The organism is Candidatus Zixiibacteriota bacterium, from assembly GCA_034003725.1.
Lineage (GTDB): Bacteria > Zixibacteria > MSB-5A5 > GN15 > FEB-12 > WJMS01.
Genome location: JAVEYB010000003.1, coordinates 150,336 through 175,716, shown reverse-complemented (window position 1 = coordinate 175,716; position 25,381 = coordinate 150,336). Strand labels below are relative to the sequence as shown.

23 protein-coding genes and 1 pseudogene are annotated in these 25,381 nt (G+C 60.0%); all 24 read right to left on the bottom strand.

From position 1 onward, the window contains the following. Positions 1 to 44 precede the first annotated feature (44 nt). Complete coding sequence (locus tag RBT76_05555; protein ID MDX9857234.1) at positions 45 to 1,496, bottom strand: NADH-quinone oxidoreductase subunit N; 1,452 nt, start codon at positions 1,494 to 1,496, stop codon at positions 45 to 47. Positions 1,497 to 1,534: 38 nt separating this feature from the next. Next, a complete protein-coding gene (locus tag RBT76_05550; GenBank protein MDX9857233.1) occupies positions 1,535 to 1,747 on the bottom strand; it encodes a glutaredoxin family protein in 213 nt (70 codons plus the stop codon). After that, positions 1,744 to 3,324, bottom strand: coding sequence for an NADH-quinone oxidoreductase subunit M (locus RBT76_05545; protein ID MDX9857232.1), 1,581 nt, complete (start codon positions 3,322 to 3,324; stop codon positions 1,744 to 1,746). Before RBT76_05545 ends, RBT76_05550 begins: the two co-directional genes overlap by 4 nt. Before the next feature lie 3 nt (positions 3,325 to 3,327). Next, positions 3,328 to 5,265 carry an NADH-quinone oxidoreductase subunit L gene (gene nuoL / locus RBT76_05540; protein ID MDX9857231.1) on the bottom strand — a complete coding sequence of 646 codons (1,938 nt, stop codon included), beginning with the start codon at positions 5,263 to 5,265 and terminating at the stop codon, positions 3,328 to 3,330. Between the two features lie 13 nt (positions 5,266 to 5,278). Further along, complete coding sequence (gene nuoK / locus RBT76_05535; protein ID MDX9857230.1) at positions 5,279 to 5,581, bottom strand: NADH-quinone oxidoreductase subunit NuoK; 303 nt, start codon at positions 5,579 to 5,581, stop codon at positions 5,279 to 5,281. Positions 5,582 to 5,583: 2 nt separating this feature from the next. Further along, positions 5,584 to 6,171 carry an NADH-quinone oxidoreductase subunit J gene (locus tag RBT76_05530; protein MDX9857229.1) on the bottom strand — a complete coding sequence of 196 codons (588 nt, stop codon included), beginning with the start codon at positions 6,169 to 6,171 and terminating at the stop codon, positions 5,584 to 5,586. Next, positions 6,168 to 6,674 (bottom strand): NADH-quinone oxidoreductase subunit NuoI, encoded by a 507-nt coding sequence (nuoI, locus tag RBT76_05525; protein MDX9857228.1) that lies wholly within the window; start codon positions 6,672 to 6,674, stop codon positions 6,168 to 6,170. Before nuoI ends, RBT76_05530 begins: the two co-directional genes overlap by 4 nt. A 22-nt stretch (positions 6,675 to 6,696) precedes the next feature. Continuing rightward, positions 6,697 to 7,701, bottom strand: coding sequence for an NADH-quinone oxidoreductase subunit NuoH (nuoH, locus tag RBT76_05520; protein MDX9857227.1), 1,005 nt, complete (start codon positions 7,699 to 7,701; stop codon positions 6,697 to 6,699). A 4-nt stretch (positions 7,702 to 7,705) separates the two neighbouring features. Continuing rightward, positions 7,706 to 10,255: an NADH-quinone oxidoreductase subunit NuoG gene (nuoG, locus tag RBT76_05515; GenBank protein ID MDX9857226.1), complete on the bottom strand. Its 2,550-nt coding sequence runs from the start codon at positions 10,253 to 10,255 to the stop codon at positions 7,706 to 7,708. An 8-nt stretch (positions 10,256 to 10,263) separates the two neighbouring features. Further along, the gene (gene nuoF, locus RBT76_05510) at positions 10,264 to 11,601 is read right to left on the bottom strand and encodes an NADH-quinone oxidoreductase subunit NuoF (protein ID MDX9857225.1); all 1,338 of its coding nucleotides are present in this window, start codon (positions 11,599 to 11,601) and stop codon (positions 10,264 to 10,266) included. After that, positions 11,598 to 12,074 (bottom strand): NADH-quinone oxidoreductase subunit NuoE, encoded by a 477-nt coding sequence (gene nuoE, locus RBT76_05505; protein MDX9857224.1) that lies wholly within the window; start codon positions 12,072 to 12,074, stop codon positions 11,598 to 11,600. Before nuoE ends, nuoF begins: the two co-directional genes overlap by 4 nt. Further along, positions 12,071 to 13,246: an NADH dehydrogenase (quinone) subunit D gene (nuoD, locus tag RBT76_05500; GenBank protein MDX9857223.1), complete on the bottom strand. Its 1,176-nt coding sequence runs from the start codon at positions 13,244 to 13,246 to the stop codon at positions 12,071 to 12,073. The genes nuoE and nuoD overlap by 4 nt, the downstream gene beginning before the upstream one ends. Further along, entirely contained in the window at positions 13,246 to 13,740 is a 495-nt protein-coding gene (locus RBT76_05495) for an NADH-quinone oxidoreductase subunit C (protein ID MDX9857222.1), read from the bottom strand. Before RBT76_05495 ends, nuoD begins: the two co-directional genes overlap by 1 nt. A 134-nt stretch (positions 13,741 to 13,874) precedes the next feature. Continuing rightward, positions 13,875 to 14,339 (bottom strand): annotated as a pseudogene (locus tag RBT76_05490) (NADH-quinone oxidoreductase subunit B family protein). After that, positions 14,330 to 14,686, bottom strand: a complete 357-nt coding sequence (locus tag RBT76_05485; protein ID MDX9857221.1) for an NADH-quinone oxidoreductase subunit A — start codon at positions 14,684 to 14,686, stop codon at positions 14,330 to 14,332. The pseudogene RBT76_05490 and the gene RBT76_05485 overlap by 10 nt, the downstream one beginning before the upstream one ends. A gap of 197 nt (positions 14,687 to 14,883) precedes the next feature. After that, positions 14,884 to 15,279, bottom strand: a complete 396-nt coding sequence (locus RBT76_05480; protein ID MDX9857220.1) for a hypothetical protein — start codon at positions 15,277 to 15,279, stop codon at positions 14,884 to 14,886. Between the two features lie 2 nt (positions 15,280 to 15,281). Then, positions 15,282 to 16,367 carry a histidinol-phosphatase gene (locus RBT76_05475; protein ID MDX9857219.1) on the bottom strand — a complete coding sequence of 362 codons (1,086 nt, stop codon included), beginning with the start codon at positions 16,365 to 16,367 and terminating at the stop codon, positions 15,282 to 15,284. Continuing rightward, a complete protein-coding gene (locus RBT76_05470; GenBank protein ID MDX9857218.1) occupies positions 16,348 to 17,685 on the bottom strand; it encodes an MFS transporter in 1,338 nt (445 codons plus the stop codon). Before RBT76_05470 ends, RBT76_05475 begins: the two co-directional genes overlap by 20 nt. Continuing rightward, positions 17,685 to 18,302, bottom strand: coding sequence for an HDIG domain-containing protein (locus RBT76_05465; protein ID MDX9857217.1), 618 nt, complete (start codon positions 18,300 to 18,302; stop codon positions 17,685 to 17,687). The genes RBT76_05470 and RBT76_05465 overlap by 1 nt, the downstream gene beginning before the upstream one ends. A gap of 23 nt (positions 18,303 to 18,325) precedes the next feature. Beyond that, on the bottom strand, positions 18,326 to 20,365 hold the full coding sequence (locus RBT76_05460; GenBank protein MDX9857216.1) for a hypothetical protein: 2,040 nt from the start codon (positions 20,363 to 20,365) through the stop codon (positions 18,326 to 18,328). Next, positions 20,353 to 20,889, bottom strand: a complete 537-nt coding sequence (locus tag RBT76_05455; protein MDX9857215.1) for a hypothetical protein — start codon at positions 20,887 to 20,889, stop codon at positions 20,353 to 20,355. Before RBT76_05455 ends, RBT76_05460 begins: the two co-directional genes overlap by 13 nt. Then, entirely contained in the window at positions 20,886 to 22,982 is a 2,097-nt protein-coding gene (locus tag RBT76_05450; protein ID MDX9857214.1) for a hypothetical protein, read from the bottom strand. Before RBT76_05450 ends, RBT76_05455 begins: the two co-directional genes overlap by 4 nt. Before the next feature lie 8 nt (positions 22,983 to 22,990). Beyond that, positions 22,991 to 23,827: a PHP domain-containing protein gene (locus tag RBT76_05445; protein ID MDX9857213.1), complete on the bottom strand. Its 837-nt coding sequence runs from the start codon at positions 23,825 to 23,827 to the stop codon at positions 22,991 to 22,993. A gap of 3 nt (positions 23,828 to 23,830) precedes the next feature. Continuing rightward, the gene (ftcD, locus tag RBT76_05440; protein MDX9857212.1) at positions 23,831 to 25,333 is read right to left on the bottom strand and encodes a glutamate formimidoyltransferase; all 1,503 of its coding nucleotides are present in this window, start codon (positions 25,331 to 25,333) and stop codon (positions 23,831 to 23,833) included. Between the last annotated feature and the right edge of the window lie 48 nt (positions 25,334 to 25,381).

Below are 25,381 nucleotides of genomic sequence, written 5' to 3'. Positions count from 1 at the left end.
CCGCTGCTGAAGGCGGCCCTTCTTTTATCAGGAACACCGTTGCATCAGAGGAAGGCGAATATCGCCTGTCTGGTGAACTGGAGCAATTGCTGGGGGAACAGACCGAATCCAAGCGTGCCGACCGTAGTCACGAACAGCACGAGGCCGACCGTCGCCGGCACGAACACGGCCTGCGGCGCGTGCTCGGCATCGTCGAAATAACACGTCTTCACCACCCGCAGGTAGTAGTACACGGACACAAACGAATTCAGCACGCCGATTACGGCCAGACTGATGAAGTTCGCCTCTATCGCGGCCCGGAAGATATAGAATTTGCCGAAGAACCCGACGGTCGGCGGAAATCCGGACAGGGCGAACATGAACACCGCCAGCAGCAGCGACAGCACGGGTGCGCTTTTCGCCAGACCGGACAGCTCGCTGAACTCCGACTCCGCCCCCATGCGTGTTTCGAGCAGCGCTACGATCGTGAAGGCGCCGAGGTTGAAAAACGTATACGCGATGACATAAAAGATGGCAGATGAGATCGCCTCGTCGGTCCCGACGGTAAGCGCGACGAGGATATAGCCGGCGTGGGCGATCGACGAGTACGCGAGCATCCGCTTGACGTTGTCCTGCCGCAGCGCCAGGATGTTGCCGAGCGTCATTGTCAGCACCGAGAGCACCCAGAAGGCCTGGGAAACCAGGCCGACATCGGCGAATCCGTACAGGAAGATACGCAGCAACACGGCCACCGCAGCCGCCTTGGGAGCGACCGAGAAGAAAGCGGTGACGGGTGTCGGAGCGCCGTGATAGACGTCGGGTATCCACGAATGGAACGGCACCGCGCCGACCTTGAACCCGAATCCGATCAGGATGAGCGCGACTCCGGCGTAGAGGTACAGGCCGCGACCCGCGGCGATGTAGTTGAAATCGGTGACGACCTGCCGCAGGTTGGTGGTTCCGGCGGCGCCGTAGACGAAGGCGATTCCCATCAGCAGAAACGCCGTGGCGAACGCGCCCATGATGAAATACTTGATGCCGGCCTCGTTTGATTCGAGCGACCGGCGGTTGAAACCGGCCATCACGTACAGCGGTACCGACATGACTTCAAGGCCGATAAACATCACCACGAGATCGGTCGTGTTGGCCATCGCCATCATGCCGACCGTGGAGATCGCGATCAGGGCGTAGTACTCCGGTTTGTCGATACCCCTCGACTTGAGGTACTGGCCGACGAGCAGGACGGACAGACCGGCGGCGGTGAGAAAGATCAGTTTGAAGATAACGCCGAAATTATCGCAGGTCACCATGCCTGCAAACCCCGAGACCTGGTTACCCCACTGGCCGACGGCGTAACCGAACGCGACGACGATGCCGAGCAGGGTGATGGCCGGGGCCAGCATGGGCATGCGGCGCCAGCCGATGAAGAGCATGATAAGCGACGCCGCAATCAACAGCGTCAGTTCCGGCGCGACCATGCCGAAGTCGGGATTAACTGCAGAAACGTAATCAACCATAGGTATTTACGCGACGACCGCCGCGTCCGTTAAAAACCTCAACCGCCTCCAAAACCGACGGTGACGTTGCTTCCTTCGACGATGACCGGGACGATCGACTGGCCGCCCGTCAGCTCCAGCACCTTCTTCTTGAATTCCGGGCGGTCGGTCACGTTGAATTCCGTAAACCCGATTCCCTGGTCGGCGTAGTGCTTCTTTGCCGCGGCACAATACGGACAACCGGTCTTGGTATATATGACGACATCACTCACTGCGTGGTTCCCTCGCTTGCGGGTTTCGTTTCGAGACCATCACCCTCACGCAATGCCAGCGTTTCTTCATCGGCCGGCAGGTAGTCGGCCTTCACCGGTCGCGACTTTTCGATATGCGCGATCACCTGACGGACGGCCGGCTCGGTGCGCTCGAATAACGGCGACGGGAAGATGCCGATGAAGAAAATCAGGACCACCAGCGGGATCAGAATTATGCGCTCCCGCCAGTTGATATCTTTCAGTTTCTCGTTTTCCGGTTTCGTAACTTTGCCGAATACGACCCGCTGGTACATCCACAGCATGTAGCAGGCGGCCAGCACGACGCCGGTCGCGGCCACGATGCCGTAGACCATGTTCGCCTTGAACGTACCGAGCAGGATCAGAAACTCGCCCACGAACCCGTTGGTGAACGGCAGGCCGATCGACGACAGCATGACGATCATGAAAAACGCCGAGAAGACCGGCATGACTTTGGCGAGGCCGCCGAACTCGGAAATCAGCCGAGTGTGGCGCCGTTCGTAAATCATGCCCACCAGAAGGAACAGCGCACCGGTGGACACGCCGTGGTTGATCATCTGGATCACCGCTCCCTGCATGCCTTCCTGGTTAAGCGCGAACAACCCGAGCATGACGAAGCCCATGTGGGAGACCGATGAGAACGCGACCAGCGACTTGATATCCTTCTGGACCATCGAAACCAGCGCGCCGTAGATGATGGCGATAATGGCCAGCACCGAGATGTACGGCACAAACGTCTGCGTCGCATCGGGGAACATCGGCATGCAGATGCGAATGAAACCGTAGGTTCCCATTTTCAGCAGCACGCCGGCAAGGATGACGGAACCGGCGGTGGGCGCCTGCACGTGCGCGTCCGGCAGCCACGTGTGCAGCGGCCAGAGTGGAACCTTGATCGCGAACGCGAGCGCGAATGCCGCGAAAAGCCAGTGCTGCGGACTCACCGCCAGCGGCAACTGCATCAACTTGAGCATGTCAAACGTGTATTCACCGGAATACGCGTGGTACTGCAAATACAGGTAGAGAATCGCCACCAGCATGAGCAGCGATCCGAACATCGTAAACAACACGAACTTGATTGCGGCGTAGACCCGCCGCGGGCCGCCCCATATCCCGATAAGGAAATACATCGGGACCAGCATCACTTCCCAGAAGATGTAAAACAGGAACAGATCGAGAGCGCAGAACACGCCGATCATGCCGCTGGTCAGCACGAGCATCGATATGAAATACCCTTTGACGCCGTGCGTGATCGAGCGCCACGACGACAGGATACACAGCACCGTGAGCACCGTCGTCAGCACGATCAGCAGCAGCGAAATGCCGTCGATACCGAGGTAGTAGTGTATGCCGAGCGAGGTGACCCACGGGACGTTCACCGTCAGCTGCATGCCGGCGCCGAGCTTGTCGAACTGCGCGTACACGAACAGCGACAGGATGAGCGTGATGAGCGCGACGATCAGCGCGACGCCCTTGATGGTCTCGGTGTGCTTTGACGGCACGAAGGCGAGGATGATCGAGCCGACGATCGGAGCGAATATGAGCGGTGTCAACCAGTCCATAGGTTATCCGAATATAAAGTAGGCTACCAGGGCCACGACGCCGACAACGAAAATGGTGGCGTAACTGCGCACCCGTCCGCCCTGTGTGAATCGCAGCAGTTCCGAGGCGTCGCGCCCGACCACCGCCAGCCCGTTGATCAGGCCGTCGATAATGACGACATCCACGACCTTCCACAAAAACAGGGAGCCGTTGACGAGCGGACGGACGACCGTGGCGCCGTAGATTTCGTCGACGTAATATTTGTTCGCGAGCGTAGTCTTCAGGCCTGAGAGCCGACCGGCAAGCGCCGTGGCCGCCTCCGGGCGCTGATTATAGAAGTGGCGGGCCGCGAAAATCGCGACCAGCACGAGCGCGACCGATGCCGCTATCAGCCCCCACTCCATCGCGGCGCTGCCGCCCGCGGCCGCCAGTGCGTGCGCGGCGGCCTCGTGCCCGGCCCCGTGCATGACCGGCGCCAGCCACTGCTCGAAGTAGTTGGTAACGCCGAAAATGTGCGGCATGCCGACAAACCCGCCGATCACCGACAGCACGGCCAGCGCCATCAGCGGCACCGTCATCGACCGAGGAGACTCATGAATGTGCGACCGGACTTTGTCGTCCATCCGCTCCTTGCCGTGGAACGTCATGTAGATCAGGCGGAACATGTAGAACGCGGTCAGCCCGGCGGTCGCAAAGCCGATCAGCCACAGCGCCCAATGGCCGTACTGCGACGAAAACGACTTCCACAAAATCTCGTCCTTCGAGAAGAAACCCGACAGCCCGGGAATACCGGAGATAGTCAGGGTCGCGATCAGCATGGTCCAGTAGGTCACCGGCAGGTATTTCTTCAAGCCCCCCATGCGCCGCATATCCTGCTCGCTGGACATGGCGTGGATGACCGACCCCGAGGCAAGAAACAGCAGAGCCTTGAAAAAGGCGTGCGTCATAAGGTGAAACATACCCGCCGTAAACGCCGCCACGCCGCACGCGAGGAACATGTACCCGAGCTGGCTGACGGTCGAATACGCCAGCACGCGCTTGATATCGTTCTGGGCGAGCCCGATCGTCGCGGCGAAAAACGCCGTCGCCGCGCCGACGATGGCAACCACCATCAGCGCGTCGGGCGCCATGACGTACAGGACGTTGGTCCGCGCGATCATGTAGACGCCCGCCGTCACCATGGTCGCCGCATGGATCAGCGCCGACACCGGTGTCGGACCTTCCATGGCGTCGGGCAGCCACACGTACAGCGGAATCTGCGCCGACTTGCCGGTGGCGCCGACAAACATGAGCAGGCACGCCGCCGTTATCAGCCCGCCGCCCGCCGCAAACACTATCGGCGCCCTGGCCGACACCTCCGTGAAATTGAGCGAGCCGACCTGCCAGAATATGATGAACATCCCGAGCAGAAAACCGAAGTCGCCGATTCGATTGACGATAAACGCTTTTTTGCCGGCGTCCGACGCCGACTGCTTGTGATACCAAAAACCGATCAGCAGGTATGAGCACAGCCCCACGCCTTCCCAGCCGACAAACATCAACAGGAAGTTGTCAGCCAGCACCAGCGTCAGCATGGAGAATGTAAACAGATTGAGATAGGCGAAATACCGCCCGAAATCGTGGTCGTGGTGCATGTAGCCGGTCGAATACACATGGATCAAAAAGCCGACACCGGTCACCACCAGGATCATCACCGCCGACAACGGATCGAGCAGGAACGCGACATTGACATGAAACGAGCCGGCGGCAATCCACGTGAAGAGCGTCTGCTCGATCTGCCGGGCGGCCGGTTCGAGCGCCTTCAGCTCGAAAAACGCCGCAATCGACAGGGCCAGCGACATGCCCACCGAGGTACAGGCGACGGCTGAAACGACCGGGCGGGGAAGTTTGCCCAGCAGCAGTCCATTGATGAGGAAGCCGATCAACGGCAGCAGTGGAATCCAGAATAAGTAATCCGCCATGAGCCCGTCTACCCTACCACTTCAGCAGGTTGAACCGGTCGATGTTGATCGATTCCCGGTTTCGATAAATGGTTATGATCATAGCCAGTCCGACCGCCGCTTCGGCCGCCGCCACGCTGAGCACGAGGAACACGAACACGTGGCCGTCGACCACACCCAGGGCCCGCGAAAAGGCAATCAGCACCAGGTTGGCGGCATTCAGCATCAGTTCGATCGACATGAACATGACGATTATATTGCGCGAGACCAGAACGCCGAAGGCGCCGATCCCGAACAGGATGACCGCCAGAAGCAAGTATGCATGAATCGGTACCATCATCACCCCGCGATCGAACCTGATCGTTGTTCGCTTCTGTTGTCCGTTGCCCCGACGTCCTTGCGCGGTTCGGCGGATTCACGCCGGGCGATCACGACCGCTCCGACCACCGCCACCAGCAACAGCACGCCCGTCAACTGAACGGGAAACAGGTAATCGGTGAACATCTTGGTTGCGATACTATGGACGGATCCAAAGTCGCCGGCGACCTCACCGACAATCCCGGTCGGCGCTTCCGGCAGCAGAACGCGATCGATGACGAAATAGAGCTCGACAATGAGCAGTACCGGGACCGCCGTTTTCGTAAACCAGCTCAGCGGCGGCATACCGGCGGACAGTTCGGGGTCGGCCCGCAGGTTGAGCAGCATGATCACGAACAAAAACAGCACCAGGATAGCGCCGGCATAGACGATGATCAGGATAGCGCCTATGAAGATGGCGCCGAGCTGCACGTAAACCACCGCCTGAGCGACCAGCGAGACGATCAGGTACAATACCGATGCAACCGGGTTGCGCTGCATGATCATCATGGTCGCGCCGAACACGGCTACCGCGGCCGAAATCAAAAAGATGGCATAATCAGGCGTCATCGCGTCGCCTCGGGAACTCCATAGACCTTGCGCACCCGTCGAAGGATGCGCTTGAACGGATTGTCCTTGCGCGGATGCGGGACCAGCATGTCCTGCTTGGTCCAGAGAAACTTGTTACGGGCGTCGGCCGAGAACTCGTACTCCTGCCCCAGGAAGATCGCTTCCTCCGGGCAGGCTTCCTCGCAGAAACCGCAGAAGATGCATCGGAGCAGATTAATCTCGTAGACTTTCGCCTTTCGCTCGCCCTTCTCGGTCTCTTCGGGCTCCATGTAGATAGCGTCGGCCGGGCACGCGGCCGCGCACAGACCGCAACATACGCAGCGTTCGGTACCGTCGTCGTAGCGCTCGAGGTAGTGCTTGCCGCGATACCGAGGGGCCATCGGTTTCTTCTTGCGCGGGTAATCCAGCGTCACGGGCTTCTTGAACAGGTGTTTGAACGTGACCCAGAATCCCTGCGGCATTTTGACGAAGACGTTGCCGATCGCTTTGATGATATCTTTCATACCGTCCTACACTCTGCCGTTTCTATCCGAACAGCACCACCCATACCGCCGTACCCATGGTATTGAGCACCGCCAGCGGAAACAGCACTTTCCAGCCGAACTGCATGAGCTGATCGTACCGGAAGCGCGGGAATGTGGCGCGGAGCCAGACGTAAAAGAACATGAACAAAAACATTTTTATCAAAAACCACACGACCGGGGGCAGAAACGGCCCGTTCCAGCCGCCGAGAAAGAGCGTCGTGCCGACGGCGCCCACCCCGATCATGTAAGCGTACTCTGCGATGAAGAACATCGAAAAACGCATCGATGAGTATTCCGTGTGGTACCCGCCCACAAGTTCCGACTCAGCCTCGGGCAGATCAAAGGGAGCGCGGTTCGTTTCGGCGATCGCGCAGGTGAGATACAGCAGAAATCCCAGCGGCTGTTTGACGATGTACCAGTTGCCGAAAAACAACCACGACTCGGCGGCCTGGTCGGCCACGATCTGCGTCAGCGAAAGTGAGTTGCTGATTATCAGGATGCCGACAATGGACAGCCCGTAGCTGATCTCATACGAGATCATTTGTGCGGAGGATCGGATCGCGCCCATGAGGGAGTATTTCGAAGGAGACGACCAGCCTGCAAGGACGATGCCGTATACTCCGAGCGAGGTCATCGCGAAGATATACAGCACGCCCACGTTCAAATCGGAAATGACACCGGGGATGTCGTAGCCGAACACGGTAAAACCGTTGGAGAACGGGATCACGGCGAATATGAGCATGGCTGGAACGAAACTGGCGATCGGCGCGATGGCATAGGTGATTCGCTCGACGCCGTCGGGGACGATGTCCTCCTTGAAGGCCAGCTTGATGGCATCGGCGATCGGCTGCAGCAACCCGTACGGGCCGGCGTAGCTGGGGCCGATCCGGTGCTGCATGTGCGCCACCACCTTGCGCTCCATGTACGTCATGTAGGCGCAGCCCGTGAGGACCGCGATGATAACCGCGATGACTTTCGCCGATGATATCAGGATCATTTCGAGCATATTCTTAATCCGCCACCTTGGTTATCTTGACCCGGTTGACGCGCTCCTTGCGCATGAGCAGCGACGTGACCGGCGTCGAGGAGAAGTTCCTCGGAATAAACACCACCGGCGTGTCGATCCAATCGGAAACTTTCACCGGCACGATTATCTTGCCCACCGGCGACTCGACCCGGACGGAGTCTCCGGCTTTGACGTCGAGCGACGCCGCGAGGTCGGCGGACATCTCCACGTACGCTTCGGCACAGAAATTCGAAAGGGACACCGACTTCTCGGTCAGATGGCCGCAGTGGTGCGGATCATCACCGACGAAGAGCGGAATGTCGAAGCCTTCTTTTGCGGACACCGGCTCGGCCGGTACATCGACATACGCCGCAGGCCAGGTCAGCACATGATCGGCTTCGAGGATCGACGCCGCCTCGGTGCGAAGCTGATCGGGCGAGGTTGCCAGCGGTTTGCCGAGCTCATCGGCGATAAGCCGGATCACTTCGCGGGCGGGTTTGGACTGGAAACGAGGCTTGATGGCCGCCTCGGTCGACTGAACGCGACCTTCCAGATTCACATAATCGCCGGCATACTCGGCGAAACTCGCCAGCGGCAACACAACGTCCGCAAGGGCGGTCGTCGCGGTCTCAAACAGATCGCATACGACCAGGAAGTCCAGTTTTTCGAGGCATTCGGTTGCGAACTCGCGGTCCGGATACAACATGACCGGATTGGCGCCGACTACGAGAGCGGCGTTGATCGCTTCTTTGTTCATCTGAACGAGCATCTTGTCGGCGGTGAGCGGCTCGCTGGACGGCCAGGAACCGAACGCGGACTCGAGCCGGGTCCGGACGGCCGGGGCCGGGAACGGCGTCACACCGAGCTTCTCCGCGCCCTTGGAATTGGCGAATCGAGCCAGCCGGGCCATCTGTCCTCTGGCATCGAGATCAAAAAGGCGGTTCAGGTTGGCCAGCGCCGCGGCGGCCGCCTCCCGGTGCGCACACCGCGCAAGCAGTTCGCCGACCATGAAGGTGACTTTTTTGCCGCCGGCGAGAAAACGCGCAATCAACGTGATATCTTTGATGTCGACTCCGGCCGCCCGTGCGGCGTCCGATGCGGTCTTGTACGGGAGTTTCGCGGCCAATCCCTGCGCCCGGGAAGCGTCGACCATCTTCGCCTCGATCGCGGCCAGGCACAGCGCGCTGATGACACTCTCTTCGGTGCCGGGCGTATAGACGACGTCAACCGCGGCGATATCCGAGTTGTTGACCCCGTACGGATTGATCGTGATTACTTTCGCCTGACGGAAGAACCAGGCTTTGCGCATCCGAAGGTATTCGTTGGGATGCTCCTTGAGCATGTCGGACGCGAACGAGACGATGACGTCGGAAGTGTCGATGTCGGCGATCGAAAACGGCCGCGAGGACAGCACCGGATAGGCCGAGCCGCCTTCCGGGGGCAGCATCGGGTAATCCAGGCGGTGATCGATGTTGTTGGCGCCTATCGTCACGCGCATGAATTTGTTGAACGCATACAGCGACTCGTTGTCCAGATGAGAGGCGATCAATCCGCCGATACAGACGTTGCCCTTGGTGTCGTCTATCTCCTTCAGACGCTTCGCTACGAGCGCCAGCGCCTCGTCCCAGGTGGCCTTGACCTGTTTGCCGTCCTTTTTGATGAGCGGCGTCTGCAGCCGATCGTCGGCCATGACGAACTGATAGCCGTAGCGGGTGAGGTCGGCGATCCACCCGTCGTCGATCGAGTCGTCGCGCCTCGCGGTGCAGCGGAAGATCTTCTGCTGGTGGTCTTCTTTCCACAGGAGGGTGTTGGTGCCGGACGACGTGAACGGACAGATCGATTTGGCCTGCCCGGTGAGCCAGACGCGTATCTTGTATCGCCAGTCGGTGTTGGTGAGAGCGCCGACCGGGCAGATCTCGACGAGGTTGCCTGAGAAGGGATTGGTGACTTCGCGGCCCGGCGCGGCGTTGATCTCGGTGATATTGCCGCGCTCGAACGCGCCGAGGTCGTATTCGCCGAACGCTTCTTTGTTGGCCCGGACGCACTTGTAACACAGGATGCAGCGGTTTCGATTGAGAATGATTTCCGGGCCGATGCGCTTGTCGTCGAAGGTCGTGTGTTCGGCGCCCTCCGTGAAGCGCATTTTCATGAAGTCGAATCGGCTGTCGTCGTAGCCGTGCTTGTAGGTCAGGTTTTGCAGGTCGCATTCGCCGCCCTTGTCGCACGTCGGGCAATCGAGCGGATGGTTGGCGAGGATAAACTCGATGATGGCCTTTCGGCCGCGCTTGACCAGGTCGGAATCGGTGTGCACGACCATACCGTCCATCGCCTCGGTCGCGCACGATACTGCCAGCTTGGGCATCTTCTCTATTTCGACATAGCACATGCGGCAGGCGCCGACCGACTTCAATTTCGGGTGCCAGCAGAAAGTCGGGATATGGATGCCCATGCCCAGCGCGGCTTCCAGCACGGTCGTCCCCTTCGGCACCGTCACCTGCCGACCGTCGATCGTCAGCGTCACCGTCGAAGTCACTTTTTGTGTCTCAGTAGCCACCGATTCTCTCACTTGAACTCATGGTTGTTGGGACACGGGCACTTTTTGTGATCGATATGGTACTGCCACTCGTCGCGGAACAGCTTCAGCGTCGACTGTATCGGCATCACCGCGGCGTCGCCGAGCGGACAGATGGTCCGGCCGAGAATATTGCCGCACAAATCATCGATTTTTTCGATATCGCCCGGGCGCCCTTCGCCGCGCTCGATCCGCGTGATCAGCTGTTCGAGCCAGCCCGTGCCCTCCCGGCACGGCGTGCATTTGCCGCACGACTCGTGGCGGAAGAAGTGGATCAGCTTCATGATGGACCAGACGACGCAGGTATTCTCGTCGAGCACGATGATCGCGCCCGAACCGAGCATGGAACCGACCGATGCCAGCGATTCATAGTCGAGACCGATATCGATCATGTCGGGAGTCAAAAACGGTGTGGACGCGCCGCCCGGAATCACCGCTTTGAGTTTTTTGCCGCCCCGGATCCCGGCGCCGTATTTTCCGTCGTAAATGAGCGTCTTCAGATTGAAACCGAGGGGAACTTCGTAGTTGCCGGGACGATTGACATGCCCGGACAGCGAGAAAATCTTGCTGCCGGCCGATTTTTCGGTACCCATCGATTTATACCAGGCGGCTCCCCGATTGATGATGTGCGGGACTGCCGTCAGCGTTTCGACGTTGTTCACGATCGTGGGCGACGCATAGAGCCCCGCGATCGCCGGAAACGGCGGCCGGATGCGCGCGAGGCCTTTCTCTCCCTCGAGTGAATTCAACAGCGCGGTCTCTTCGCCGCAGATATACGCGCCGCCTCCGGAATGGACGACCATGTCGAGGTCGTAACCGGAGCCGTACACGTTTTTCCCCAGATGGCCCCGCGCGTATGCTTCCTTCACGGCGGCTTCGACCCGCTCGATACAGTGGCCGAACTCGCCGCGTATATAGACAAACATCAGGTGGCACCCGATCGCATATGCGGCAATCGCCATTCCCTCGATCATGGCGTGCGGGTCTCGCTCCATGATCACCCGGTCCTTGCAGGTTCCGGGTTCGGACTCGTCGGCGTTGCAGATCAGATAGCGCGCCCTGGGCGAGTCTTTGGGGACAAACCCCCATTTCATACCGGTCGGGAAGCCGGCGCCTCCGCGGCCGCGGAGGCCGGAGTTTTTCACCTCGCCGATCACGTCCTCGGCCTTCATCGACGTCAACACTTTCTTCCAGGCCCGGTAGCCGCCGTGCTTTTCGAACGTCTCGATCCGGTACTGTTCCGGATCCTCGACATACTTGAACAGGTGCAGCGAGTCGCTGGTCGCGACTTCGGCGGCGTTGGTTATGACGGGGGAGTAGAAACTCATGCCCTGGCCTTCAACTCTTCAAGTATCGCGTCGACTTTTTCCCGCGTCAGGTTCTCGTAAAAATCGTGATTGATCTGCATCATCGGCGCCGTGGCGCACGATCCCAGACACTCCACCGATATCAGCGTAAACTTGTTGTCCGGCGTGGTCTCCCCTTTTTTGATGCCGAGCTTACTTTCGAGATAGCCGATCAGGCTGTCGGCGCCCAGCAGCGCACACGAGATATTGTGGCAGACCTGGATCAGGTACTTGCCGCGCGGCGCCTTGGGGAACATCGTGTAAAATGTCGCCGCCTCGGCGATTTCCACGTACGGTATCCTGGTAACCTTCGAAATCTCCCGGTATATTTCGTCGCTCAAATGGCCCACCTGGCGGTAGGCGATCGTCAGCGCCGGCAAAATCGCCGACCTGCGCTGCGGATACATCGTCACCCGCTCCTTGATGGCTTTGACTGACTCGTCGGTCAGGATCATCGATCCACTTCTCCCAATACAATGTCAATCGAACCGATCGCACACACGACGTCGGAAAACAGATGCCCCTCCACCAGCGCAGGCAGGACCGCGAGGTTGACGAACGACGGCGGGCGCACCCTTATGCGGACCGGCCTGTTGGAGCCGTCACCCTGGATGTAGAACCCCAGCTCGCCCTTCGGGGACTCGATCCCCACATACGCGGCGCCCTTGGGCGCTCGGAACCCCTCGGTGATGATCTTGAAGTGAAAGATCATCGACTCCATCTTGTGCAGTACGTCTTCCTTCGGCGGCAATACAACGCCGGGAACGTGAGCGCGGAACGGACCCTCCGGCATGCCGTCCAGGCACTGCTGGATAATCCGCAGCGACTGCCGCATCTCTTCCAGCCGGACCAGGTATCTATCGTACGCATCGCCGTTTCGTCCGATCGGCACTTCAAAGTCAAAATTCTCGTAGCCGCTGTACGGGTTGTCCTTGCGGAGATCGTGTTTGACGCCGCTGCCGCGCAGCATCGGCCCGGACAACGACCAGTTGATGGCGTCCTCCGCCGAAATCACCGCGACGTTTCTGGTGCGGTTGATCCAGATCTGGTTGTTGGTCAGCAGCGTCTCGTAGTCGTTGATGCGAGCCGGAAAGTCCTTTATTATCGCGCGGATCTTCTTGTCGAAATCGGGCGGAAGGTCTTTGGCGAGCCCGCCGATCCGGAAATAGGTGGACATCATACGCTGCCCCGAACAGGCCTCGTATACGTCGAGGATCGACTCGCGCTCCCGGAAGGCGTACAAAAGCATCGACATCGCCCCCAAGTCCAGCGCGTGCGTGCCGACCCACACGAGGTGGGAATTCAGCCTCGTCAGTTCGGTAAGACAGACCCTCGCCCACTTGACTTTGTCGGGCACTTCGATGTCCATCAGCTTTTCGACGGACAGACAGAACCCCAGGTTGTTGGACATCGGCGCGAGATAATCCATCCGGTCGGTACACGGAATCGCCTTGTAGTACAATTTCGATTCCATGGTCTTTTCGATGCCGGTGTGCAGATAGCCGATCACCGGCTTCGCGCGGATCACGGTCTCGCCGTCAACCTCGAGTTCCACCCGCAGTACGCCGTGGGTCGACGGGTGCTGTGGACCCATGTTGATGTGGAGGGTTCTCTCTTCGAGAGCCATTACCTGATCACCTCCGGCGGATCATCCATGTTCCAGGAGAACTTCGGTTGCTCCCAGGTCAGCGGAAAGTCCCTGCGGAGCGGGTGCCCTTCGAGATCGTCGGGCGTGAGGATTTTGGTGAGGTCCGGGTGCCCGGTGAACGCGATCCCCATCAAGTCCCACACTTCGCGCTCAAGCCAGTTGGCGCCGTTGAACAGGGCGGAAATCGATGGAAGTTCGGGGTTGTCGCCGGGGAGGCGGACTTTCACGAAGAACCGGCCCTTGTACTTGAGCGAATAGAAGTTGTATACGACCTCAAAGCGGCCGACCGCCTCTTCATCGGCATGCCCGTACCAGTCGACCGAACAGATGTCTTTGAGATAGCGGATATCGAGCGAAGAGTCCTCGAGGAACGCCTGGCACAGGTCGAAAATCGCTTCGGGCCTGATATAAAACGAGAGCTGATCTCGAAACGTATCTTCTTTCAACAGAGCGTCGCCCAGCGTGCTCTTCATGAACTCTCTGACTTGATCTTCAAACGCCATTGCTTGTTCCAAATTTCACAATAACGGCTTATGCATCTGAGGCTGTCCGGTGGGAGCGAATTCGCTCAGCCGATCTTGCGCCCCCACTCCTCACGCGCATCTTTGACCGATTCGCTTTGGAGCTTTTCATGAAGCTTTATGATTCCGTCCATCAACTGCTCGGGGCGAGGCGGACAGCCGGGGACATAGATATCGACCGGGATAATCCGATCGACTCCCTGGAGGATCGCGTAGTTGTTGAAGACGCCTCCGCACGACGCGCACGCACCCATCGCGATGACCCACTTGGGATTGGGCATCTGCTCGTAGAGCGTCTTGACGACCGGCGCCATCTTCATCGACACCCGACCCGCGACGATCATCAGGTCAGCCTGGCGCGGCGACGGCCGCATGACCTCCATCCCGAACCGGGAAAGATCGAAGTGCGCCGAAAAGGTCGAAATCATCTCGATTGCGCAACAGGCCAAGCCAAATCCCAGCGGCCACATGGAGCGCTTCCGCGCCCAGTTGACCATCTTATCGAGGCTTGTCAGGATTATGGAATCAGGGATCTTCTCTTCTAACCCCATTTGAGCGCTCCGCGACCGAGTTCATAGATGTAACCGATCAAAATGATGAGCACAAAGAACGAGATCGCCAGCAGACCGTACACGCCCAGGTCGCGCGCAACCATCGCGTACGGCAGAAGGAAGATGATTTCCAGGTCAAAGAGTATAAACGAGATCGCTACCAGGAAGAACTTTACCGGGATCGGGTCCTTGGTCGTACCGACCGGTTCAATACCGCACTCATAGGCCTGTGCCTTCCGCCCAAGCCGCGTCCGTTTCCCCAGATAGATCGAGGCGCCGGCCATGACCACCGCCAGAACCGCGGCGACCACCAGCAGAAACAGGATCGGATACAACTGATCAAACATACCTTACCGCCTCGTTGCCCAGCCGGGGTTACAGAATTTTGCCTCAACTCTAACCTTACTACGTATCAAAGTCAACACCTTTTTGGTCTTTTCGGCCGACCGCCGAGGCCCTCGTCCCACGCGCCCGCGCATTTCGAGACTCGCCCCTAAGAGATTGGCAGGCAAGATAGTCGGGGAGCGTAGCGGTTGCCGAGAAGCTACCGTGAGTACGTCACCCGAAAGCGGGCAAAATGGGGATGATCTGCTATGATTCGGCGCGCCAGATCGCTCCGGTACGGACCGTAAGCAGTCGATGTTCCGTACAGCCGGGCCTTCGAGCTATCCATGTCGACCTCCATCCAGCCGCCGCCGTGCAGGACCACCGACGAATCGTGGATTTCGACCAGATCGGGCTTTTTCGCCCACGAAGCGGGGATACCGTGGTCCCGGCAGTAATGGTCCAGCAGACCGGCATGGTACCGGAACCGGGTCACCGGACCCATGACCAGCGAAAGACTTCCGGACTTCTCGAGGATCACGAACTTGCAGATCATCTTACCGATATCCGAATCGGTCTGACCGGCGGTCAGACCGGCATAATCGACAATGGCCATATTCATCCGATCTGGTCCGTATCCAATTGTGTCATGCCGCGCGTGCCGACCCGGATGTGGTTCGAGAAGATCCAGCACCGACCCCGTTTCCACGCCTCAACCCGGTAGGTGCCGGGATGGTCCACGTGGTAATCGAAACGCTCGGCGGTCGTCTCCAGTATCGTGACTCCGTTTCCGACCAATTTGAGATCGGCCCGGTCGGGCAGCCGAACGTGCAGTTGTGCATCTTTCAGGGTTGAAAGACTCCCACCTATTATAGCTTTTTCTGCGCCGGCCGTGGCATAAAACTCGAACGCGTCGGCGTCACCCCAGCGGATATTTGATCCGAATGCGCGACAGTCGCGCAGGGCGTCGTACACCTGTTTGCGGGCGGTGTCGAGATCGTGCGACATCGGTTCGGGCAAAATGAGATGCGTCCGGAGCGTACGGAAATGCACCTTATAAGGAAAGATGCGGAACGTAAACGGTCCGAGACCGACCGGGAAACCGTGGGCGTCCACCGATGCGATCCCGACGCATTTGCGCCGGCGGTTGAGTTCGTCCCACTTGCGAAAGACTCGGTCGGTCGGTCCGATCATCGACTTGCGCGGCGACCAGATCATCACCAGTCGATTGGCCGGCGTGAGGCGCTCCATCCACTCGGACATCTGGTTCCATAGTTCCATACCGTCCACGTCGTCCACCGACCAGTCCGTCCACTCGTACGGCGGGTACTGCGCCATGACTGCCCGGACCTCATCGGGATGCGCCATGATACCCAGGGCGCCGTCGGCCCGTGCGGCCGCGACATACTCCCGCGCCGACAACTCGTTGGGGTACACCCCGGCGGAGCCGAAAATCAGGAAGTGATTCTTGTCCTCGGCGTCATTGTGTTCGTATCCGACCAGCACGAGGCAGTCATGGTACCAGCCTTCGCGCCCGGCGTCCCGGTTGCTGAGCGTCATATGATCGGCAAACAAAATGAAGTCGCAGCCGGCGTCACTGCCGATTTTGGCCACTTCCTCGAGCGTCTTCGTCCCATCCGACTCGGTGGTATGGACGTGGATTGCGCCTGAATAGTAGTGCCAGTCACCGTGCTGTCTGGGCATGCGGTCCTCGATGCGTGTCGGGTACTTTGCGGAAAATGAACAGCCCGATTGCCATCAGCAACGCGAGCGCGAGTACGGCCGTTTTGTACGGCAGCCACAGGGAATCGGGTGGAAGGTTAAGCACATCGCTGACTTTCGCCCCCAGCGGCTGCGCCGGATGAAACAAGTACACGACAGCCGTCCAGATCAGCGGTCCCACGACGGCGGCGGCGCGCCCGGAGAGTGAAAACAGCCCGAAAAAGCGTCCCAGTCGATCGTGCGGCACCAGTTCGCCCAGCATCGGGCGCGTCGTCGTCCACAATCCCCCCAGCAGCACACCGACCACGGAGCCGAGCAGCCAGATCACCGTCCGATTCTCCACCGCCACAAACAACAGCAGCGCCGCGATCCACCCCACCACGATCGCACGGACCAGGCGCTTCAGCGAAACCGCACGACTGATAAGGCCGATCACGTAGGACCCGATCACTGCCGACGCGGTCGAGACGATGAGGAACAGTGTGATTTCCTCATCGGTCATCCCGATCACCAGCGAGCAATACAGGCCGATATTGATAATCACGGTCGCCACGGCGTCCTCAAAAAAGTAGTCCGCTATCAAAAAGCGTAACACGCCGGGGTACTTCTTCGTTTCCCGGATGCCTTCCCACACGTCACGGTACCCGGCGCGAATGGTCATGGGGCCGGGCAGTTCCAGGGGCCGTTCGCGCACCCACAGAAAGACCGGCAGCGCGAACAGAAAGAACAGAACGGCGGTCGGCAAAAAGGCGGCGACTTTTCCGCCGGCGTCGAGGAACGGAACATCCCAGCCGAATAACTCGCCGGTGACAAAGGGGAGGACGAGAATCATGCCGAGTATCGACCCCACATAGCCGAGCGAAACGCCGATTCCCGAGACCAGCCGCGCCTGACGTCCCTCCGCTACGGAGTACAGGAGCGCGTTATAGAACGGCTGCCCCGCCTCGTAGGAGAAATTCGCGATCATAAACAGAGCCAGCGTCAGCACAATCATCCCGCTCGGGACGATTGAGAGCAGTCCCGATGCCACGCAGCAACTGATCGTAAACAGCAGCAGGAACAGCTTCTTGCGCGTCGCGTGGTCGGACATGGCGCCGAGCGCGGGCAACACCAGCGCGGCGAACGCCATCGAAATCGAAAACGGGATGTCGTAGTACCGGTCGCCGTATCCGAGGTCTTCGACGATGTACCTTTTCAGGTACAGCGACACGATGTTCATCGAATAGATGGTGTTGGCGAAGTCGTACAGGGACCAGCCGACAATGTCGCGCCGCCAGAGCGAGCCGGTGGTCGGCGACACTATAGCCCCAGTTCGTCGGCGATAGTCATCATGCCGCTTCTGACCACGAGCAGGAACTCGCCCAGTTCCAGCCCGAGATTGCTGCAGGCCGCCATGTTTTCACGCGTGGCCCCGGCCGCGAAGCGCTTCTCCCTGAAGCGGCGAAGCATAAACTCCTCGTCGATCGGGGCTAGCTTCTTGTCGGGATGCATCAGGGCGCAGGCCACGATAAAACCCGTGGACGGATCCACCGCATACAACGCCCAGTCGAGCCGCGTCTGACAGGGGATGTGTCCCGGGTGCGCGTGAATCGCGTGCCAGGCCTCGTCGGGAAGCCCGTAGGAATCCAGCCACTCGTGCGTGAGGTAGGTGTGTCTCGGATGATCGTCCATTGTCTCGTGATAATCGAGATCGTGAATGAGTCCGACCAGCCCCCAGTATTCCACGTCCTCGCCGAGGCGATCGGCCACCGCCCGCATGCCTGCCTCGACCGCAAGGACGTGCTTGAGCAGGTTGTTGCGGCCGATCTTGTCGAGCACCATCCGATGAGCCGCTTCGCGCGTTAGTGTCGTTTCCATCAGGATACCAATCTGCCGAAGGAACGCCGGGCTGTCAAGTAGAGCTTTCCGCTCCACCATGCGGTCCTGCTGCTGCTGCCGCGTCAGTTAAGAAAATTCCACGTGAAACCGTAGGAATTGAAGCGGCCGAGAAAACTGCTGTTCTCGCGCGACTGGTACACGCGATTGAGAACGTTCTGGAATATGAAGTGGAACCGGAACCGCCCCATCTGCAGACTCAGCCGCGCATTGAACACCGGGTCCTGACCCAGATTCAACTCGTAGTACCCGTCGTAAGACGACGTATAGACGATCTCGCCGTACGCGAACAGGTGAATCAGTTTCTGGGGCCAGTACACGTGCAACTCCCCGCCCGCCCAGAACTGATAGTCGGGCGCGTACGGGCGCGTCTCGCCTTCGTACGCCGCATAGCTGGTGTAATGATACGCGCCACCCGCGGAAAAACGAATCAGATCCCAGATCTTCAGCGACGGTTCAACCGACACACTCGCGAAATCGATATCGCCGTTGATCGGGCTGAACACCCGGGTAAGGTTGCCGTCGATCACCTCGCTGGTCTGCTTCCAGTCGATCCCGTCGAGTATCTTTCCGCCCGTTCCGGTCAGCGTCATGGAGATCCGATCAGTCCCCCACCGAACCGTCGCCGACCCGGTAATCTGTGTCTCTTCCGACAGGCTGTCGGTTCCCCGGTCCGCATAGTTGAGCGTACCGAGCGGGTAGATGGTCGCACGGCGAAACGGCAGGTGAAGTTCATGAAGTGACGGCTGTCGCACGATATACCCGGCGGACAGCATAACCAGAAGAGCGCGTGACTCGCGGATCAGTGTCGCCGACGCCGACGGCAGCAGATCGTACTCGTCGTCCCAGAGCGCGCCGGCGCGAACGGCGTACCGCCACCCGTCGGACAGATCCGCGATATTCCCGAACGCTCCCGCTTCGGTTCGCTCGTACGCACTGCTCCCTTCGTCGTACGTCAGCCGATCAACTGTTGCTTCGAGCCGGACCGCCCGTGTACTGTCGGCCCATTCCCGCACGAGCGCTGCACCGTGCCCGGTCTGGTTGAACCGCCCGAGGTAGACGCCACTGACGTCGGAACTGCCTCGCTGGTACCGGAACCGCGCCTGCCAGTTGCCGTTGCCGTCGCCATCGTTGATCTGCACGCCCGCCTCCCCACTCCGATCGAACCGGTCGCGCTGAACGACGGCGCCGGAAATGTCGGGCTCGATCCGAAGAGGCCCGTCGCGATTGTACAGCCTGCCCTGCGCCAGCAGCGCGACTTTGCCGCTGAGCGGAATATAGAAATCACCCGTGTAATGGTAGACGTCGTCCGACGTCTGAAAGTACGGACCATCGGCAAGACGGTACCCGATCGAGAATCCCAGATCTCGTCCGTCTTCGAACCGCCGTTGATAGCGCGCGCGCGCATACGAATATCCGTAACTCCCCTTGTCCACCAGGAACGCGCTGTGCGCGTCGTAATCGTCGTATCGCTGCGGAAGCGTCAGCAGCGAGGCGACGCCCTGGCGTCCACCGAACAACGCACCCGATGGTCCGTGCAACACGAACACGTGCCCATCGAGCGCCGTGGGGATATCATTCATATCGACAAGCCCGTCGGGTTCGATCGTGTGTTCGAACGGGTGCAACTGCGTGCCGTCGTGCAGCACATTCAAACGGTTCCCCGCCAGCGTATACGGCTGCACCGTCTTGCGCATCGGGGTCACCTGCCGGTCCACGAGGAAGAAACCCGGCGAAAACCGGAAGTAGTCGCCGGCGTCATGGTAAAACGAGCGGTCGATCACCTCGCGCATGTCGAGCCGTCGCGGCGCGAAATATCCGGCCAGCGAATCGAAATAGCTGACCGGCAGCACGTACGGTCGTTCCTGCTCGCGCTCCTGCTGGGCCTGCCGATAGCGTTCTTCGAACCGCTGCTGCGCTTTCTCGACATCCGTCAGCGTATCCGACCGGGTCGTGTCGGGCCGCGGGGGGACGGCGTCGCGCGCCGTGTCCGTCGGGACCGCCGCCGTATCAACCGGCACGCGGCTGGAATCGGCAGTAACCTGTGCGGAGAGTGGCGCGGCACACGCGAAAAACGCCAGACATGTGATAACTATCTTGACCATGCGTTGACCCGCTCTCGGTCATATAAGTGCCGGGTGATACCGAAAAGCAACGGGAAAGCGAGCATGTTGGATACCAGTGTCGGAATGGCCGCCACCAGGCCGACCGTGAACCGGGGCCAGAACGGCTGATACACCCACGCGTCCGCGCTGTTGACCGGCAGATAAAACAGGATCGTGACAACTGCCGCCGCGACCGCCAGCGCCCCGATACGGACCGGTCGCAGCCGTTCATGCCAACGGCCCGCACGGAACAGCCCGCCGATCAGGCCGCTGAACCCCATGCCGACAACCTGCGCCGCAAACACCACCGGGTCGGCCGGCCCGCCGGGATTAAACGCGCTGAACAACGCTTCGCCGACAATCGCCACCGCCACCCCCGGCAGCACGCCCCACAAAAAGCCCGCGGAGAATGCCACGAAAAAGATCAGATTGACGTTGGGTATGTAGTAGCAGGCCCAGCCGACCACGTATGCCAGGGCCGAAAACAGCGCAATCCGGGCAAGCAACCGGGGCGCGGATATCATCGGATAATCGCCACCTTCACCTTGTCCTCGGCCAGCAGCTCGGACTTCCGGCTGTCGTTGTACAGCCGTGCAAACGCGATATACGCGCCTGAGGCCACGTCGGCGCCGGAACTGTTTTTCATGTCCCAGTTGATCGTGTACTCGCCCCGGTTGTTACGATCGATCTGCGGATCGGTCACCGCACGCTCGACGGTCGCGACATACTCGCCCGCAATAGTGAATAAATCGACGACCATCAACGGGAAGTCATAGATCGGCGCGCTGGTGCTGTCGGTCTGCACGATGAATCGAAACCGCACCTCGGGCAGCGACATCTCCGCTATCACGGCGGGATTCGGATACGGCGTGAGCACGGCCGAGGGGACGTTGATCAGGTTGGAATCGATGGCGCTGTTTTCACGCACTGCGTAACTCAAAAACACCGTATCGGAGCCGGCTGTGTACATGGTAATGTCTTCCGACGCCCACGACAGGATATACAGGATCGACCGGTAGCGCGCCGAACCGGCGGTTTCGACGGTCGCAAAATTCAACGTATCGGTGACCGGCAAAACAAACTGCTCGGCTTCGTACACCGCGGGATCGGCGTCGAGCTGCGTCACGACCGTGAATCCCCACGGTCGCGAGAATCCGTTCGTGTCGTAGCGAAGTCGCACCGAAAAACCGGTATCGATCCGATTGAATTCAGACAGCGGGTCCCACCCGGTCGTGTCGAATACTTCGGTCGAGTCGGTACACCCGCCGCTGAACGGTCCGGAGTTGCAGGTCCAGAATCGTGTAAGCGTTCCCGCTACCTCCTCAAACCGGACATAGGCCGCGGCGTTGTGTTCCGGACGATAATCATTGTCTGAATTGAGGATGCTCAGAGGGTAATCAAAATGCCGCGCAATCCTCGTATCGGGAATAGCCGGGTACGCGCTCCGCTCGGAGTAACCGATCCCGGCCGGAGCCGATGACGCGCGGCTGCCCGTAAAATAGTTCCACAGCGCGAATTCACGCATCGTACTCACCCACGATTGCGCGCCCGTTGTGGCGGAATCGATGATCTGCTGCGAGGCCACCGTGAGGTCCGGTCCCGGGCCAAGTTCGCCGCAGCGCAGCCAGATGTTGCGGATGAGACTCGCCCCGTACCGCTCCTCGAGAAACACGCCGAATATACCCGATGCGTACGGGTGAAGGTCGAACGCCGTCCGGAAACTCTGAATCGACGTGAGCGGGTTATTGAAAAACACCGGCAGATAGGCGTAGTAATCATTGATCGCGTCGTATATGTGCTCTTCCATCCAGACGGACGACATCTCCATCCAGTAGCGGGAGACAAACACCTGCCCGCCGCCGATCGGGATGAACTCGGCTTCGAAATAATCAATGCTGAATTGAACGGAATGAAAATACTCGTGCGCCATAGTCACGCGAACCGCGTCGAGCGGCCGGAGCCTGTAGGCGGCCACGTGTGAGTAGTCGTTGTCCAGTTCCATGAATGACGTCGCCCGCTGGGCGTCCGGTCCGGGCGCAAGACTGATAGAATCAGGAACGGTCTGGCCGTAGATCGATGACGGCAGGTTGCGGACGTAAATATCGTACCGGCTGTCTCCCCCCTCCGGATAAAACGAATCGTCGGGCGGGGCCGGGTAGCCCATCACGCTTACGATGCGATTGTGCACCGAATCCGCGATCGCCGCCATGCTCTCGATATAGTTCGGCACGCCGTCGCCGTCGCTGTCCACCGTTGGCTGATAACACGCGCTGAGGCCGGTTTTGGTGTAGTGGATTTTGAACGCGCCGCCGGGGGAATCATAGGTGAACTCGAGGCCGTCGGGACGAGGATTGGCCAGCATCGAGGCAAGCTCGGCGCGGCGCTCCTGCGTGGCCACAAGCTTCAAATCCATCAGCATCGGCGTTCCGCATTTCAACAGCGGGTAGTCGCTGTCTTCGTGTTCGTGCAGGTACGCTGCGAGCGTATCGGAGGGTTGTTCGCTGCGGCCGAGCAGCCAGAGGCCGTTGGCGATGATGTCTTCGGTTTGCTTCTCGGTAAACAGTCGATCGGCGGCCGATGCGTACCCCGCAATCGCGCACACCAGCAAAGTAATCATGACATGCTTCACGTATTGCCTCGAATCGCTTGTGCCCGTGTTTTCAGACCGTCAAGGAACGCCGTCGGAACCGGCCAGGTGCCGATGATGGAATTCCTGCTCTCTCTCCCATGAAAGTCGGATCCGCCCGACGGCAGCAGGTTGTAGCGACGCGCCAGTTCGCGCGCCCGGTCTACATCGGCTGCCTTGTGCGAATAATGGTACACCTCTATACCGTCAAGTCCGAGATCCACCAGCATGGACAAATGCTCGTACATGTCGTCGATAAACGGATGAGCCAGCACCGCTACGCCACCTGCATCGTGCGCCAAGTCGATCGCCTCCTGCGGCGTCAGTTTGGCCTTGGGAATGTACGCCGGGCCGCCGTTGCTGATGTATTTGCGAAAAGCCTCTTCGTACGTTCGGACGGCCCCGCTGGCCAGCATGGCGTCGGCGATATGCGGCCGACCGATCACGCCGTCGCCCGCCGCCAGTTCCACCGCTTCGAACGGCACCGTGACTCCCAGCGCTTCGAGCTTCTCCACGATCATACGGCCCCGGCGCTCCCGCTTGGCGCGAAAATCGCCCAGCGCGCTGTTCAGAGCGGCGTGATCGGGATCAAACAGGTAGGCCAGCAGGTGAACGTCACGCTCGCCGATTTTTGCCGACAACTCGATCCCCGGTACCAGTTCAGGATCGTCTGCCTGAAGAAGCGCGCGCGTCTCCCGGTATCCTTCCAGCGTGTCGTGATCGGTGACCGAGAACGCGACGACCCCCGAACGACGCACCAACTCCAGAAGCTCGGCCGGCGACTTCTTGCCGTCCGACATCGTGGTGTGCATGTGGAGGTCGATTGTATCCGCCATACGTTACAACGCCGCTTCGACCGTCGCCCGGATCTCGCGCGCCAGTTGTTCGCCTCGGGCGCGAAGCTGCGTCACCTCGGCCTTCATTGCCTCGACGATCGCCGTATCCTTCAGCGAGCCCAGATTGATCCGGACGTTGTACCCCGCACCCTCGATCGCCGCATGACCCATAAGACCCGCCACGCCGGCGTCGGAGATAGAGTTCTTGTTTCCCTTTTGTGCGACCAGCAGGGCGAGTTCCATGGCCGCGACCGACTTCTTCATCACCGTCAGCGGGACTTCCGCGGCGTGTTTGGTCGCTTTCTCCAGTTGTTCGCCGCCGACCTTGAACGAGGCCATCACCGCCTCGAAAGCTTCCTTGTCTTTCACCACCAGCGCGGTCAACTCCGACCGCAGCGCGTCGGCACGGTCTCGTACGTCGGAAAGCTCCTCTTTGACCGCGGCATAAGCTTTTTTGCCGACCGTCAGGCGACACACCATCGCCGCCAGGGCCGCCGCCAGTGACCCGGCGAACGCCGAGACCGACCCGCCGCCGGGCGCGGGCGAGGATGACGCCACGTCGTCCACAAACGACTGCTGCCCGCCGCCGCCCGAAGAGCCCCCTCCCGCCTGCCGGAGCTTCTCTTCCAGAATCTGGTTCTTCGAGAAATTCTCCAGCCGCAGGTAGAAATCGGCGACATCGACGATTGCGTCGTTGGGCAGCAGGCCGATGACTTCCGAGGAGGTCACGGCCACGCCGTAGCGGGCCGCTTCGCTCTTGATCGTTTCAAACACGCGGAAAATCGGGGTCCTGGTATAGTTGACCAGGTTCATCGAAATCTGCACCTGGTTGCGTTCCTTGATCTCAAAGCCCAGCGCCTTCACGAACCGGTAGCCGCCCTTCAGCGACCGAACGGCGTCGGCGATCTTGTCGGCGATCACTTTGTTGTTGGTGCCGAGATAGACATTGAAGGCGACGAGCGGGAACCGAACGCCGATCGCGGTGGCCCCCGCTTTGAGATTCATCCGGGCCGGCCCGTAGTCGGGTTTGCGCGACGGATCGGTTTCGATTGAGTCGCGAATGCCTTCGTACTGCCCCTGGCGAACCTGCGCGAGATTCTTGCGCTTCTTCGACGTGGCGGCGTCTTCGTACAGGTAAACCGGTATATTCAATTCCTCGCCGACCCGTTTCCCGAGACGGTGCGCCAGTTCGACCGCATCCTCGACCGCCATCTCCGATATGGGAATAAACGGGCAGACATCGCAGGCGCCCATGCGGGGATGCTCGCCCTTGTGCGTGGTCATGTCGATAAGCTCGGCGGCTTTCTGATACCCCCGAAAGGCCGCATCCACAGCGCGGTCGGGGCTGCAGACGAACGTCACGACCGCGCGGTTGTGATCGGCGTCCATCTCCCGGTCGAGCAAAATCACGCCGTCGTCGGCCGTGATGGCGGCACAGATTGCGTCAATGACTTCGGGCCGACGCCCTTCGGAAAAATTGGGAACACACTCGACTAACTTGGCCATACAAGAATCTCCGTCCTTCCATCCCGTCCGTCTCCAGCGGCAAACACG

Excerpts from the sequence above, each read along its gene's own strand:
- RBT76_05475 (MDX9857219.1), bottom strand. The coding sequence starts at position 16,367 with ATGCCCAGACAGCACGGTGACTGGCACTACTATTCAGGCGCAATCCAC.
- RBT76_05465 (MDX9857217.1), bottom strand. The coding sequence starts at position 18,302 with ATGGTGGAGCGGAAAGCTCTACTTGACAGCCCGGCGTTCCTTCGGCAG.
- RBT76_05455 (MDX9857215.1), bottom strand. The coding sequence starts at position 20,889 with ATGATATCCGCGCCCCGGTTGCTTGCCCGGATTGCGCTGTTTTCGGCC.
- RBT76_05450 (MDX9857214.1), bottom strand. The coding sequence starts at position 22,982 with ATGATTACTTTGCTGGTGTGCGCGATTGCGGGGTACGCATCGGCCGCC.
- nuoD (MDX9857223.1), bottom strand. The coding sequence starts at position 13,246 with ATGGCTCTCGAAGAGAGAACCCTCCACATCAACATGGGTCCACAGCAC.
- nuoH (MDX9857227.1), bottom strand. The coding sequence starts at position 7,701 with ATGCTCGAAATGATCCTGATATCATCGGCGAAAGTCATCGCGGTTATC.
- nuoI (MDX9857228.1), bottom strand. The coding sequence starts at position 6,674 with ATGAAAGATATCATCAAAGCGATCGGCAACGTCTTCGTCAAAATGCCG.
- nuoK (MDX9857230.1), bottom strand. The coding sequence starts at position 5,581 with ATGGTACCGATTCATGCATACTTGCTTCTGGCGGTCATCCTGTTCGGG.
- RBT76_05545 (MDX9857232.1), bottom strand. The coding sequence starts at position 3,324 with ATGGACTGGTTGACACCGCTCATATTCGCTCCGATCGTCGGCTCGATC.
- RBT76_05555 (MDX9857234.1), bottom strand. The coding sequence starts at position 1,496 with ATGGTTGATTACGTTTCTGCAGTTAATCCCGACTTCGGCATGGTCGCG.
- RBT76_05530 (MDX9857229.1), bottom strand. The coding sequence starts at position 6,171 with ATGACGCCTGATTATGCCATCTTTTTGATTTCGGCCGCGGTAGCCGTG.
- nuoE (MDX9857224.1), bottom strand. The coding sequence starts at position 12,074 with ATGATCCTGACCGACGAGTCAGTCAAAGCCATCAAGGAGCGGGTGACG.
- nuoF (MDX9857225.1), bottom strand. The coding sequence starts at position 11,601 with ATGAGTTTCTACTCCCCCGTCATAACCAACGCCGCCGAAGTCGCGACC.
- RBT76_05480 (MDX9857220.1), bottom strand. The coding sequence starts at position 15,279 with ATGGCCATTGTCGATTATGCCGGTCTGACCGCCGGTCAGACCGATTCG.
- ftcD (MDX9857212.1), bottom strand. The coding sequence starts at position 25,333 with ATGGCCAAGTTAGTCGAGTGTGTTCCCAATTTTTCCGAAGGGCGTCGG.
- nuoL (MDX9857231.1), bottom strand. The coding sequence starts at position 5,265 with ATGGCGGATTACTTATTCTGGATTCCACTGCTGCCGTTGATCGGCTTC.
- RBT76_05445 (MDX9857213.1), bottom strand. The coding sequence starts at position 23,827 with ATGGCGGATACAATCGACCTCCACATGCACACCACGATGTCGGACGGC.
- RBT76_05460 (MDX9857216.1), bottom strand. The coding sequence starts at position 20,365 with ATGGTCAAGATAGTTATCACATGTCTGGCGTTTTTCGCGTGTGCCGCG.
- RBT76_05495 (MDX9857222.1), bottom strand. The coding sequence starts at position 13,740 with ATGAAGAGCACGCTGGGCGACGCTCTGTTGAAAGAAGATACGTTTCGA.
- RBT76_05485 (MDX9857221.1), bottom strand. The coding sequence starts at position 14,686 with ATGTTTGATCAGTTGTATCCGATCCTGTTTCTGCTGGTGGTCGCCGCG.